Consider the following 12,890-nt stretch of genomic DNA (forward strand, 5'->3'; position numbering starts at 1 on the left):
CTGTGTAGACGCTTGTCGGTTGGGTTGGCGGGCCAGTACCGGTGGCACGGCCCGCGCAGCAGCGGAGAGGGCAAAGAGAATCGCGCTAGACCAGGCCCACCACCAGCGGGCCCAGAAGCGTCAGCAGCACGTTGGCGAGCGCATAGGTGATGGCGAACGGCACCGTCGGCACCGGGCTTTCGGCCTTGTCGAGGATGCCGCCGAAGGCGGGGTTGGCGCTGCGCGAGCCCGACAGCGCGCCGGCCAGCAGCGCGGCGTTGTCATACCTGAGCACGTAGCGGCCGAACAGCATCGTCAGGAACAGCGGCAGCAGCGTCACCACCGCGCCCAGGATGAAGATGGTCAGCCCGCTCTGGCGCAGCGTGGACACGGCTTGCAAGCCTGAGTTGATGCCGACGATGGCGACGAACGCGGCCAGCCCGAAGTCCTTCAGCAGCTGGCACGCGGCGGTCGGCATGGCGCCGAACATCTTGTGCTTGGACCGTGCCCAGCCGAACACCAGCCCCGACAGCAGCGCGCCGCCGCCCGCGCCCAGTGTCAGCGGGATCGAGCCGATGCGCCAGACCAGCAAGCCGATCAGCAGGCCCACCAGCACCCCGGCGCCGAAGTAGACGAAGTCCGTCTTCTCGCTGGGCACCAGCTCGTAGCCGGCCATCCCCGCCGCGCGCTTGGTGTCGCCAGGCGTGCCATACAGCGTGAGGATGTCGCCGTGCTGCAGCTTCAACTCGGGCAGCAGTGGCAGCGGGTGATCATAGCGCTCGATGCGTTCGATATAGACGCCATGGCGCATGTCGCGCCCCACCATGTCGACAATCTCGGCCACGGTCTTGTTGTTCATGCCCTTGGCGGTGAACACCACGTTGCGCGACTGCATCACCGCGCCCATGCCGTCGGCATCGGCGACTTCCTCGCCGATCTGCGCGGCCGCCGGCACGATGGCATCGCGGCGGCCGACCAGCAGCACCACGTCGTCGTGCTGCAGCACCAGGTCCTGCGTGACCTCGATCTGCTTGCCGGCACGCTGCACCTTTTCCACGGTGACGAGGTCCTCGCCGGCCATCTCCAGCTGCGCGACGGTTTGTCCGGTCGCATCGTTGACGCGATACAACCGCCCGACCAGCCGGGGCAGCGCGCCGCGCTGGCCCGGGCCGTACTGGGGCAGGCCGCCGTTGAGCTTGGCCTCGACCTTCTTGGCATCCGTCTTCAGGTCCGCCTTCATGAAGCGCGGCAGGATGTTGACGCAGACGATGATCGCGCCGAGCGAGCCGAACACATAGGTCACCGCATAGCCGATCGCGACGTTGGCCTGCATGGTCTTGACCTGGTCGGGTGGCAGGCCCAGCTTGGTGATGGCGTCGCCCGCGGTGCCGATGATGGCCGACTGCGTCATGCCGCCCGCGGCGAGGCCTGCGGCCAGGCCCTTGTCGAGATGGAACAGCTTGGCCAGCACCACCACCGTGACCAGGCCGCACACCGCCATGAACACCGCCATGGCGATCTCGCGCAGCGAGCTGCGGTTCAGCGAGTTGAAGAACTGCGGGCCGCTTTCATAGCCCACCGCATAGATGAAGACGGCGAACATCACCGCCTTGACGCCGTTGTCGATCTCGACGCCGAACTGGCTGATCACCACTGCGGCGAGCAGGGAGCCGGCGACACCGCCCAGCTGGAAACGCCCGAACGTGATCTTGCCGATCGCGTAGCCAACCGCCAGCGACAGGAACAGCGCGGATTCGGGCGACTTCTGGAAAATCTCATGCAACCAGTCCATCGAAGGCTCCTGAACGAGTGAGGCAGGTTGGGCGAGTTGTGCGATCCGGGCGTGGGGGCGCTGGCGTTCTGCCTCTCGGGGGCGCGCGCAGGCGCGGCATTGCGGTGGTGCGGCGCACCGGCCCTGTCACGCGCGCGATAACCGCGACGCTGGCCGATTGCGGGGAAGGCACCCGCGCACTGCGTGTGTCAGCATGGCCGTATCGAGGCGGCGAGAGGGATTATCAGCGCCGCTTTGAGGCAGGCGTAGTGAAAGCTTTTGCCGGTGAATTAAACGCAGTCAACATAGTGCGCAGCGGTGGCGCGGCTGCGTGGGCCGGTACGGATCAGCGTGGCGCAAAGGGACGCGACGTACCTGGCCGAAGCGGGGTGCCGCCTCACCCGGATGGGTGCGGCGGCAGCGGCGAATGCGCCGCGCTCAGCGCCCGCCGGCGAGGCGCGCTTCGATATGCTTGGCGCGCTCGAGCGAACCCGGGTGCGAACTCAGCATGCTCGATTGCCCGCCATCGAGCGTCGACATCTTGCGGAACGCGGACGCCAGCGCCTGGCGGTTGGCGCCGTTCTTCGTCAGCAGGTCGAAGGAATAATCGTCGGCCGCGGTTTCCTGGCGCTGCGAAAATTGCGCATTGACGAACTGCTCGGCCAGCGCGCCGACCTGCGACGACGACAGCGCCGTCAGCGAAGCGATGCCGGTCGATCCCAGCAGCCCGCGCGCCGCGGCCGCGGTGTAGGCCACCTGCATTGCCGCCTTGGTGTGGCCCAGCGCCACATGGCCGATCTCGTGGCCGACCACGCCACGCACCTCGTCGTCGCTGAGCAGGTCCATCAGCCCGCTGTAGACGCGCACGCAGCCGTTGGCCATGGCCCAGGCATTGATGTCCTTGGTCACGTAGACCTTGGCGTCGAGCGGCAGGCCGGAATTGCCCAGGCCGCTCATCACGGTGGCGAGGCGCCGCGCGTAAGTGCTGTTGGCCGCCGCGATGGTGTTCTTCTTGTCCATCTCGGCGCAGGACTGGTCCGACAGCGTCTTGACGTTGCTGTCCGACAGCGTGGCGGCGGTGAACAGGCTGCCGCCGGCCTGGGTCAGGCTTTCCATGTTGGCGCCGGCACAGCCGGCCAGCAGGGTGGCGCAGGCGAGGGCGGATAGGGTCAGTCGGCTCATGGTTGCTCCGGGGTTGATGGGATGGCAATGCCCTAGGATAGGAAGCCCGGCCCCGGGGCACCAGTGGGCGCTGTCCGACACACCTTGAAACGTCGGCCGGAAGGCATTGCAGGTATAAGCGATGTGACCGAACCGGCTGGTGTTGCAGGACTAATTTGGCACGTACAAAACACCCTTGCCGGCCATTAATATTTGTAAGTACAATTAATCCCGTGATCATCGAATTCGATCCCGCCAAGCGAGACAAGACCCTTGGCGAACGCGGGCTCGATTTTGCGCGAGCCTTCGAGGTTTTCGCAGGCATGCATTTCACTGGCGAAGACACTCGGGAACGCTATCCCGGGCCGCGCTATATCACTGTCGGCACGCTGGATGGCCGCATGGTCGTCATGGTGTGGACCACGCGCGGCGAGGCACGCCGCATTATCAGCATGAGGAAAGCCAATGAACGGGAACAAGCGCGCTACCTCCGGTACCTGGGTTGATCCCGATGACGCGCCCGAGCTGACTGACGAGTTTTTCAAGCAGGCCGACTTGCTGGATGGGGACAAGCTCGTCAAACGAGGGCGCGGCCGCCCACGCGGTACCACGAAGACTGCCACGACGGTACGCCTCGATGACGATGTCCTCGAGGCGTTGAAGGCAAGCGGACCGCGCTGGCAGACGCGGCTCAATGTGCTGGTTCGCGACTGGCTGAAGACGCACAAGCTCGACGAAATCGAGGTCTGAGCATGGCGCATTCCGCTGGCAGGCTCTACGAGGCCGTCAGCGGACCTCAAGCGGTGGACGGGTCAGAAGAATTCGTCCAGCAAGCAGTAAAACGCAAGGCGTCGCTCATCAGGCACGACCCCATATTCACGAAAGAACGGCGCGACCCAGTTCGGCCCGAGATTGCGCTCAATGCTGCGTGCTGCAAGTGCCAGGTCCTGAAAACGATCGCTGATGCCGAGTCGGCCGCAGTCGAGAAAGCCCGTGAACTGACCTGCATCAGCCATGAAGTTCGGCAGGCAGGCATCCCCGTGGGTTACCACGAGATCATGCGGGCCCTGGGGCCTTGAAGACAAAAGCTCTTTGAACAAATCCGTGGCGGTTCGTCCCAGCCTGTTTTTGTCGAAGTCCGTTTCATCGACGAGGCCGGCACTGACGCGGTCTTTGGCGGCCGCTATGCGTTGCTCCAGACGGTGGTCGAAGGGACATTCCGCAATGGGCACCCGATGCAGGGCGCGCAATGCCGTCGCGATGATACCTATGACTTGTGGCGGCGACAGGTCGGTGGCGCTGGCCAGGTCCCGCCCGGGCAGCGCAGTCATGAGCAGCCAGTGGCGGTTTTCTTCTGTGGTCGTGTCGAGAACCAAGGGCGCGGGCAGGCCAACCCGATTCAGCCAGCGAAGGCGGGCAATCTCGTCGGGAAGTTCACTGAGCGAGCCTGTCGGCTCGGACTTCAGGAACAGTTCCTTTCCGTCATGGGGGCAGATGCGGAAAACGTCAGCGCCTGATTCGCCTATGGTCTGGCGTTCGATAGACGCTTCTCTGAACGGATCGCGCCATTCGCTCGGCATACTCATGTCGTCATCGGAGTGAGGCTTGCGCCACGTCACGGTACCGAAACTGTACCTGACCACAACCTGATGAAAATCCCCCGGAGCGGGGCGTGGGCTACGAAATCTTCCAGCTATCTGGATTTTCGGAAGATCTTGTTTTCGGAAGATCGTGTGATGGTGCCCGGGGTCGGACTCGAACCGACACGCCTTGCGGCGGGGGATTTTGAGTCCCCTGCGTCTACCTGTTTCACCACCCGGGCAGGTGTGACGGCATCGGAACCGATGCCGGGCTGAGCCGGGGATTATGCCGGAAATCCAGCCGCCGGACAACCGGCGCCGGGCCGGTCCGGGGGCAGGCAAATCCGGTAGCATGGCGTCCAGTCCTGCGCCCGCCCACCGTACCGATTGTGCCGATCCCGACCGCCATGACCGACCCAGACTTGCTTGCGCGCCTTGCCAGCCTGCCTTCGCAGGACCCCGCCTTCTATGACCGGGAGTACAACAACCGCGCCAATGTGCCGGACAACCCGGCGCATCTGGCGCGCTGGGCGCAGTGGTCCGCGCAGGTGCGCGCGCGCGGCCCGTACCTGGCAGACCTGAGCTATGCCGGCGCGGATTCGCGCCCGGACTTGCGCCACGCTTCCGGCGAGACCCTGGACTACTTTCCCGCGCAGCGCGCCAACGGCGCCTTGCCCCCGCTGCTGGTGTTCGTGCATGGCGGCTATTACCGCGCGCTGGACAAGCACGACCACAGCTTCGTCGCCGGCGCGCTGCCGGCGCTGGGGGTGTCGGTGGCGGTGGTCAACTACACGCTGGTGCCGGCGGCGACGGTGCCGGAAATCGTGCAGCAGGTGCTGCGCAGCGTGGCCTGGCTGTACCGGCAGGCGGACCGTCTCGGCCATGACGCGCAGCGGCTGTTCGTGGCGGGGCACTCGGTGGGCGGCCACCTGGTGGCGATGCTGATGGCCGCGCGCTGGCCGCAGCTCGGCGCCGACCTGCCGGCAGGGCTGATCCGCGGCGGGCTCTCGGTGAGCGGGCTGTACGACCTGGAGCCGCTGCGGCGCGCGGCCTTCCTGCAGTGCGACCTGAAGTTGTCGGAGGCCGATGTCGCGCGGCTGTCGCCCGCGTACATGGCGCCGGCCGACGAAGCACCGCTGGCGATCGCGGTGGGCGAGCTGGAGGCGGCCGAATACCACCGTCAGCATGCGCTGATCCGCGCGGCGTGGCCGGCCAAGGTGGCGCATCCGGCGGCGAGCGACCTGGTGCTGCCGGACTGCCATCACTTCAATGTGCTGGACAGCCTGGCCAGCGCGGACGGCGCGCTGACGCAAGCGGTGCTGCGGCTGGTGGCGCGCTGAGCCGCGGGCGCGCGCCGGGGCCTCAGCCCTCCAGCACGCGCAGCAGCGACGAGGTATCGTCCTTGCCCCAGCCCCTGGCCATCAGCGCGCGCAGTTGCGCCGAGGTGGCCTGCATCGCCGGCAGCGCCAGGCCGATTTCCTCGGCGATATCGCGTGCCAGGCCGAAGTCCTTGTCGTGCAGCCGCGCCTCGATGCCGGCGGCAAAGTTGCGCGCCACCATCTTGGGGCCCATCAGGTCCAGCATGCGGCTGCCCGCCATGCCGGTCGCCATGGCCTCGAACACACGGCTGGTGTCGACGTTCTGCGCGGCGGCAAAGCGCATCGCTTCGGCAATGCCTTCGATATTGACCACCTGGGCGATCTGGTTGCACAGCTTGGCCACCTGGCCGGCGCCGTGGTCGCCGATATGGGTGATGGTCTTGCCGAGCCGCTCCAGCAGCGGGCGCACGCGTTCCAGCATCTCGGGCTTGCCGCCGACCATGATGGTCAGCGTGCCGGCCTCGGCGCCCATGGTGCCGCCCGAGACCGGGCAGTCGAGCGCCTCGATGCCGCGCGCTTCCAGCGCCGTGGCGATCTCGCGCGTGACGATGGGCGAGATGGTGCTGTGGTCGATGCAGATGGTGCCGGGCGCGGCCCCGTGGATCACGCCCTGGGCGCCCAGCAGCACCTCGCGCACGTCTTCGGACGAGGTCACGTTGGTGAAGACCACGCTGGCGCCGCGGGCCGCCTCGGCGGGCGTGAAGAACGGTTCTGCCCCCAGCGCGCGCGCGGCCTCGGCGGCTTCCGGGCGGCGCACGAAGGCGCGCACGGTGTGGCCGGCGGCCAGCAGGTGGCGCACCATGTGCGAGCCCATGGCGCCCAGGCCGATAAAGGCGACGGTGACGGGGGTGGGAGTGGTGCTCATGCCATGCTTCCTTTCGTGATGCGTTGTTGCATTGATGCGTCGATGCGGCGGGCTACTTGTCGCCCGCGTAGGCGAACTTGCCGTTGCGGATCACCCCCATCACGCGCGAACGCTGGTCGAAGCCCTGGTGGTCCTTCGGGTTCAGGTTCATCACGCCATTGGGAATGGTGAGATTGGTGGTGGTTTCCAGCGCGTCGCGCATGGCCGCGCGGAACTCGCGCGTGCCGGGCCGGGCGCCGCTCTTGAGCGCGCGGCGGGCGGCGTCGTCGAGCAGCATCCACGCGCCCCAGGCATCGCCGGCAAACTGCGTCACGCTGTCGGCGCCGTACTTTGCTTCGTAACGATTGACGAAGTCGAGTGCCACCTTGCGCACCGGATGGCTCTCGGGCAGCTGGCGCGCGACCACCACCGGCCCGGTCGGGAACAGCGTGCCTTCGACGTCCTTGCCGCCCATGCGCAGGAAGTCCCAGGTGGCGATGCCGTGGGTCTGGTAGACCTTGCCCTTGTAGCCGCGCTCGCCCAGCGTCTTCTGTGGCAGCACCGACGGCGTGCCGGCGCCGGCGATCAGGATCGCGTCCGGGTTGGCCGCCATCAGCTTGAGCACCTGCCCGGTGACCGAGGTGTCGTTGCGCGAGAAGCGCTCGTTGGCGACCACCCGGATCTTGCGCAGCTCGGCCAGCTTCGAGAACTCGCGCCACCAGCTTTCGCCATAGGCGTCGGCAAAGCCGATAAAGCCGACCGTCCTGACGCCGTGGTTGCTCATGTATTCGGTCAGCACCGTGGCCATGTGCGAGTCGTTCTGCGGCATCTTGAAGGCCCAGCGGCGCTTGGCATCGGTCTGCGGCTCGACGATGGCGGCCGAGGCGGCCAGCGCCACCATCGGGGTCTCGCCCTCGGCCACGGCGTCGAGCGCGGCGATCGCGGTGGGCGTGATGTTAGGGCCGACAATCACGTCGACCTTCTCCTCGGAGATCAGCTTGCGCACGTTGCGCACCGCGGCCGCCGGGTCGGTGCCGTCGTCCAGGATGATGTAGTGCGCCTTCTGGCCGCCCAGTGTCTGCGGCCACATCAGCACGGTGTTCTTGGACGGGATGCCGATCGAGGCCGCCGGCCCGGTGGTGGACACATCGATGCCGACGCGGATGTCGGCATGGGCGGCGCCGGCAAGGCACAGCGCAGCAAGCAGCAGGGGGCGCAGGGGCAGCTTCAGCATGGTCTCCTCCGTTCTTATATGTGACGGGAAAGGATAGCCGAACTCGGCTCGCGGGGCACCGTGCCCCGCGGCAGCGGCTTTAGCCGAATTAGCGCACGCCCAGGCGCCAGAGCGAGGTCACTTCGGCCGAGCGCGCCGCGTGCAGCGGGTCGGCCGCATCGGCCGCGCGCGGGTGGCGCGGGCGGATGTCGGAGCGGCCCAGCACCTTCAGCCCGGCCGCTTCGATCCAGCCGGTCAGTTCGTCGCGCTGGCGCAGGCCGAGGTGCTCGGCCAGGTCGGACAGCAGCAGCCAGCCCTCGCCGCCGGGTTCCAGGTGCTCGGCCAGCCCTTGCAGGAAGCCGCGCAGCATGGCGCTGTCGGGGTCATAGACGGCGCGCTCGACCGGCGAGCTGGGCCGTGCCGGCACCCACGGCGGGTTGCATACCACCAGCGGCGCGCGGCCGGCGGGGAACAGGTCGGCCTCGATCACCTCGACCTGCGCGGCGTAGCCGAGCCGGGCGATGTTCTCGCGCGCGCACGCCAGCGCGCGCGGGTCCTGGTCGGTGGCCACCACGCGCTGCACGCCGCGCCGGGCCAGCACCGCGGCCAGCACCCCGGTGCCGGTGCCGATATCGAAGGCCAGCGTCTGCGCCGGCAGCGGCTCGGCCGCGACCAGGTCGATATACTCGCCGCGCACCGGCGAGAACACGCCGTACCACGGGTGGATGCGGTCTGCCAGCGCCGGGATCTCGACGCCCTTCCTGCGCCACTCGAACGCGCCGATCATGCCCAGCAGCTCGCGCAGCGAGGCCACGTAGGGCTCGCTGGCCGGGCCGTAGACCTGCTCGCAGGCGTCATGCACATCGGGTGCGCGGCGCAGCGGGATCTGGTGGCCGGCCTCGAACGGCAGCAGCAGCATGCCCAGGGTGCGCGCGCGCTGCGACTGCGCCAGCCGGTGCAGGTGGAAGGCCTCGGTGGGCGACTCGGCCTGGCTCTTGTCCCGGGCCTTGGGGCCGGGGCGGCTGGCCTTTTTGGGCTTGCGCTCGGTGCGGCGGGCCAGGGCGTTCAGCAACTGGCGCGCGTTCTGGAAATCGCCCCGCCACAGCAGCGCGGTGCCTTCGCAGGCAAGGCGGTAGGCGCTGTCGGCGCTGGTGGTGTCGTCGGCGACGACCACGCGCCGCGGCGGCGGCAGGCCGGCCTCGGAGCGCCAGGCGGCGCTGTGCTCGGCGCCGTTTTCGGTCCAGTGGATGCGGGGCAGGTCGCTCACAGGACCTCCGGACGGCAGGTTGGGATGTGCAGGGCAGGCATCGTGGATTGACTTCTTATATAGGGCGGGGCGGCAGCGGGGCCAACCCCTCAGAGTTCGTAGGCTTCGTGTTCGCCGGACATGGCCTGCTCGACCAGCTTGCGGTTGAGCGTCGGCGAGAACAGTTCGATGAAGGTGTAGACAAAGCTGCGCAGGTAGGCCCCCTGCTTGACGGCCAGGTGGGTCACGTTGCTGCCGAACAGGTGCCCGGCGGCAATGCCGCGCAGGTTGCGGTCGCGCTCGGCATCATAGGCGACGCCGGCGACGATGCCCACGCCCAGCCCGATTTCCACATAGGTCTTGATCACGTCCGCGTCGATGGCCTCGAGCACGATGTCCGGCGCCAGGTGGCGCAGCGCGAAGGCCTTGTCGATCTTGGTGCGCCCGGCGAAGTTGGCATCGTAGGTGATCAGCGGGTATCCCATCAGGTCTTCCAGCGCCAGGTGCTTCTTGTCCAGCAGCGGGTGCTCGGGCGGCGTAATCACCATATGGGTCCACTGGTAGCCCGGCAGCGACACCAGGTTCTTGTCGCTGGAGATGCCTTCGGTGGCGATGCCGATGTCGGCATGGTCATGCAGCAGCATGTCGGCGATCTGGGCCGGGTTGCCCTGCTGGATCGACAGCCGCACCTTGGGATAGCGCTTGGTGAACTCGCTGATCACGCGTGGCAGCGCATAGCGCGCCTGGGTGTGCGTGGTGGCGATGGTGAAGTTGCCCTGGTCCTGTGCCGCATAGTCCATGCCGACGCGCTTCAGGCTTTCCACCTCCTGCAGGATCTTCTCGACCGAGCTGAGGATGCGGCGGCCGGGCTCGGTCAGGCTGCGGATGCGCTTGCCGTGGCGCGTGAAGATATCGACCCCCAATTCTTCTTCCAGCTCGATGATGGCCTTGGATACGCCGGGTTGTGACGTATAGAGCGCTTTAGCGGCCTCGGTCAGGTTGTAATTCTGCCGGACGGCTTCCCGCACGAAACGAAACTGGTGCAAGTTCATATATCTGCGTTCGTATAAACAAACAACTTCTTATTAGTTTGAGGTATGAGGCCAGTTTATTACGATTCTCGAACTTTGTTAATGAACGGCCTGCCCTCGGTGCGCCTTCCCGCCGCGGCCAGTTCCACGGCGAGAGCCGCGGGCCACGCCACACCGAGTCCCTCATGTCCCTGGCCTATACCGCTTCTGGATTGTTCGTAGGCGTCCTCGTCGGCCTGACCGGCGTGGGAGGGGGCTCGCTGATGACGCCGCTGCTGACACTGCTGTTCGGCTTCTCGCCCGCCACCGCGGTCGGCACCGACCTGGCCTTCGCGGCCATCACCAAGGGCTTCGGCACCATCGCGCATCGCGCCCACGGCCATGTGCAGTGGCAGGTGGTGCGGCGCCTGTGCATCGGCAGCCTGCCGGCGGCCGTGGCCGCCATCCTGGTGCTGAAGAGCGCCGGCGAACTCGACGCCCGGTGGCTGCATGCGATCCGCGTGACCATCGGCGTGTCGGTGCTGCTGACGGTGCTGTCGCTGCTGTTCCGCCGCCAGATGCTGGCCTGGCTGGAACGCAACCCGCGCTTCCAGCTGCATGGCCGCAAGCAGGTCGTTGCCACCATCATCGTCGGCGCGGTGATCGGCGTGCTGGTCACGGTCTCGTCGATCGGTGCCGGCGCGGTCGGCGCCACGCTGATCCTGCTGCTGTATCCCCACATGAAGCCGGCCGAAGTGGCCGGCACCGACATTGCCTACGCCGTCCCGCTGACGGCGCTGGCCGGGCTGGGCCACGTATGGCTCGGCACGGTCGACTGGAATTTGCTGCTGGCGCTGCTGGTGGGTTCGATCCCCGGCATCTGGCTGGGCGCGCAACTGTCGCGGGCGCTGCCCGAGCGGCTGGTGCGTGCCGCCCTGGCGACGACGCTGACGCTCGTCGCCATCAAGCTCGTTTCCTGAATTCAACGAATACTGAACGGACCCCGCCATGTATCAGTACGACCAGTATGACCAGCGCATCGTCGCCGAGCGCGTCGCCCAGTTCCGTGACCAGGTGCGCCGCCGCCTGTCGGACGAACTGACCGAGGAAGAATTCCTGCCGCTGCGGCTGCAGAACGGCCTGTACATGCAGCGCCACGCCTACATGCTGCGCGTGGCGATTCCGTACGGCCTGCTGTCGTCGAAGCAGCTGCGCAAGTTGGCCCATATCGCGCGCGAATACGACCGCGGCTACGGCCACTTCTCGACCCGCCAGAACATCCAGTACAACTGGATGGAACTGGAGCGCGTGCCCGACGTGCTGGCCGAGCTGGCCAGCGTCGAGATGCACGCGATCCAGACCTCGGGCAACTGCGTGCGCAACATCACCACCGACCACTTCGCCGGCGTGGCGCCGGACGAGTCGGTCGACCCCCGCGTGCTGGCCGAGCTGCTGCGCCAGTGGAGCACGTTCCAGCCGGAATTCGCCTTCCTGCCGCGCAAGTTCAAGATCGCGATCTCGGCGTCGGCCGACGACCGCGCCGTGGTGCAGATGCATGACATCGGCATCTATGCCTACAAGAACGCCGAAGGCGAAACGCGCCTGCGCATCCTGGCCGGCGGCGGCCTGGGCCGCACCCCGATCCTGGGCACCATCATCAAGGACGATCTGCCGTGGCAGCACATGCTGTCCTACGTCGAGTCGGCCATCCGCGTGTACAACCGCTATGGCCGCCGCGACAACAAGTACAAGGCGCGCATCAAGATCCTGGTGAAGGCGATCGGCGCAGAGAAGTTCGCGCAGGAAGTCGAGGAAGAGTGGCAGCACAGCAAGGACGGCCCGGCCACGCTGACGCAGGCCGAGTTCGACCGCGTGGCGCAGTACTTCACGCCGCCGGCATATGAAAAGCTGGCCGATACCGATGCCTCGTACGAAAAGCACCTGCTCGAGGACAAGGCCTTCGCGCGCTGGGTCAGCCGCAGCGTGCACGGCCACAAGGTGCCGGGCTACGCCGCGGTGACGCTGTCGACCAAGCCCGGCCTGGTGTCGCCCCCGGGCGATGCCACCGACGCGCAGATGGAAACCGTGGCCGACCTGGCCGACCAGTTCGGCTTCGGCGAGCTGCGCGTCGCGCACGAGCAGAACCTGGTGCTGCCGGACGTGAAGAAGCAAGACCTGTACGCGCTATGGCAGCTGGCCAGGAAGGCCGGCCTGGCGACGCCCAACATCGGGCTGCTGACCGACATCATCGCCTGCCCCGGCGGCGACTTCTGCTCGCTGGCCAATGCCAAGTCGATCCCGATCGCGCAGGCGATCCAGGACCGCTTCGACGACCTCGACTACGTCTACGACCTGGGCGAGATCTCGCTGAACATCTCGGGCTGCATCAACGCCTGCGGCCACCACCACGTCGGCAATATCGGCGTGCTGGGCGTCGACAAGGACGGTTCGGAGTGGTACCAGGTCACGCTGGGCGGCGCGCAGGGCAACCAGACCGCGCTGGGCAAGGTGATCGGCCCGTCGTTCAGCGCCGAGGAAATGCCCGACGTGGTGAGCCGCATCATCGACACCTTCGTCGCCAACCGCATCGAGGACGAACGCTTTATCGAAACCCTGTCCCGCATCGGCATCGCCCCGTTCAAGGAGCGTGTCTACGCAGACAAGCAGCCGCGCGAGCGCGCCGAAGCCTGAGGACCGGAGACTGAAC

At 67.1% G+C, this 12,890-nt stretch carries 12 protein-coding genes and 1 tRNA gene; 5 read left to right on the plus strand and 8 right to left on the minus strand.

The window, feature by feature from the left end; genetic code table 11:
• Nucleotides 1–85: 85 nt before the first annotated feature.
• Both aspT and loiP read right to left on the minus strand, forming a co-directional pair.
• Complete coding sequence (gene aspT, locus MKD38_RS07170; RefSeq protein WP_252675423.1) at nt 86–1,771, minus strand: aspartate-alanine antiporter; 1,686 nt, start codon at nt 1,769–1,771, stop codon at nt 86–88.
• Between the two features lie 417 nt (nt 1,772–2,188).
• Nucleotides 2,189–2,932: a metalloprotease LoiP gene (loiP, locus tag MKD38_RS07175; RefSeq protein WP_252675424.1), complete on the minus strand. Its 744-nt coding sequence runs from the start codon at nt 2,930–2,932 to the stop codon at nt 2,189–2,191.
• A 212-nt stretch (nt 2,933–3,144) separates the two neighbouring features.
• Between loiP and MKD38_RS07180 the strand changes: the two genes are divergently transcribed.
• Both MKD38_RS07180 and MKD38_RS07185 read left to right on the plus strand, forming a co-directional pair.
• Nucleotides 3,145–3,417 carry a BrnT family toxin gene (locus MKD38_RS07180; RefSeq protein ID WP_252675425.1) on the plus strand — a complete coding sequence of 91 codons (273 nt, stop codon included), beginning with the start codon at nt 3,145–3,147 and terminating at the stop codon, nt 3,415–3,417.
• Complete coding sequence (locus MKD38_RS07185) at nt 3,377–3,661, plus strand: BrnA antitoxin family protein (RefSeq protein ID WP_252675426.1); 285 nt, start codon at nt 3,377–3,379, stop codon at nt 3,659–3,661. The genes MKD38_RS07180 and MKD38_RS07185 overlap by 41 nt, the downstream gene beginning before the upstream one ends.
• A 62-nt stretch (nt 3,662–3,723) precedes the next feature.
• Here MKD38_RS07185 and MKD38_RS07190 read toward each other — a convergent pair whose 3' ends face one another.
• Complete coding sequence (locus MKD38_RS07190; protein ID WP_252675427.1) at nt 3,724–4,497, minus strand: APH(3')-II family aminoglycoside O-phosphotransferase; 774 nt, start codon at nt 4,495–4,497, stop codon at nt 3,724–3,726.
• 151 nt (nt 4,498–4,648) lie between these two features.
• A tRNA-Leu gene (locus tag MKD38_RS07195) sits at nt 4,649–4,733 on the minus strand.
• A 165-nt stretch (nt 4,734–4,898) separates the two neighbouring features.
• On the opposite strand from MKD38_RS07195, the gene MKD38_RS07200 reads away from it, so the two are divergent.
• A complete protein-coding gene (locus MKD38_RS07200; RefSeq protein ID WP_252675428.1) occupies nt 4,899–5,831 on the plus strand; it encodes an alpha/beta hydrolase in 933 nt (310 codons plus the stop codon).
• Nucleotides 5,832–5,853: 22 nt separating this feature from the next.
• On the opposite strand, the gene MKD38_RS07205 is transcribed toward MKD38_RS07200, so the two are convergent.
• The 4 genes from MKD38_RS07205 to MKD38_RS07220 form a co-directional block, all read right to left on the minus strand.
• Nucleotides 5,854–6,771 carry an NAD(P)-dependent oxidoreductase gene (locus tag MKD38_RS07205; RefSeq protein ID WP_371925662.1) on the minus strand — a complete coding sequence of 306 codons (918 nt, stop codon included), beginning with the start codon at nt 6,769–6,771 and terminating at the stop codon, nt 5,854–5,856.
• Between the two features lie 16 nt (nt 6,772–6,787).
• Nucleotides 6,788–7,948: an ABC transporter substrate-binding protein gene (locus MKD38_RS07210; RefSeq protein ID WP_252675430.1), complete on the minus strand. Its 1,161-nt coding sequence runs from the start codon at nt 7,946–7,948 to the stop codon at nt 6,788–6,790.
• Nucleotides 7,949–8,036: 88 nt separating this feature from the next.
• On the minus strand, nt 8,037–9,194 hold the full coding sequence (locus MKD38_RS07215; RefSeq protein ID WP_252675431.1) for a methyltransferase: 1,158 nt from the start codon (nt 9,192–9,194) through the stop codon (nt 8,037–8,039).
• An 89-nt stretch (nt 9,195–9,283) separates the two neighbouring features.
• Complete coding sequence (locus MKD38_RS07220) at nt 9,284–10,225, minus strand: CysB family HTH-type transcriptional regulator (RefSeq protein WP_116295988.1); 942 nt, start codon at nt 10,223–10,225, stop codon at nt 9,284–9,286.
• A 164-nt stretch (nt 10,226–10,389) separates the two neighbouring features.
• On the opposite strand from MKD38_RS07220, the gene MKD38_RS07225 reads away from it, so the two are divergent.
• Complete coding sequence (locus MKD38_RS07225) at nt 10,390–11,163, plus strand: sulfite exporter TauE/SafE family protein (protein WP_252675432.1); 774 nt, start codon at nt 10,390–10,392, stop codon at nt 11,161–11,163.
• A gap of 28 nt (nt 11,164–11,191) precedes the next feature.
• On the plus strand, nt 11,192–12,874 hold the full coding sequence (nirA, locus tag MKD38_RS07230; protein ID WP_252675433.1) for a nitrite reductase NirA: 1,683 nt from the start codon (nt 11,192–11,194) through the stop codon (nt 12,872–12,874).
• The last annotated feature ends 16 nt before the right edge of the window (nt 12,875–12,890 follow it).

Source organism: Cupriavidus sp. WGlv3 (assembly GCF_023952475.1).
GTDB classification, from domain to species: Bacteria; Pseudomonadota; Gammaproteobacteria; order Burkholderiales; family Burkholderiaceae; genus Cupriavidus; species Cupriavidus phytorum.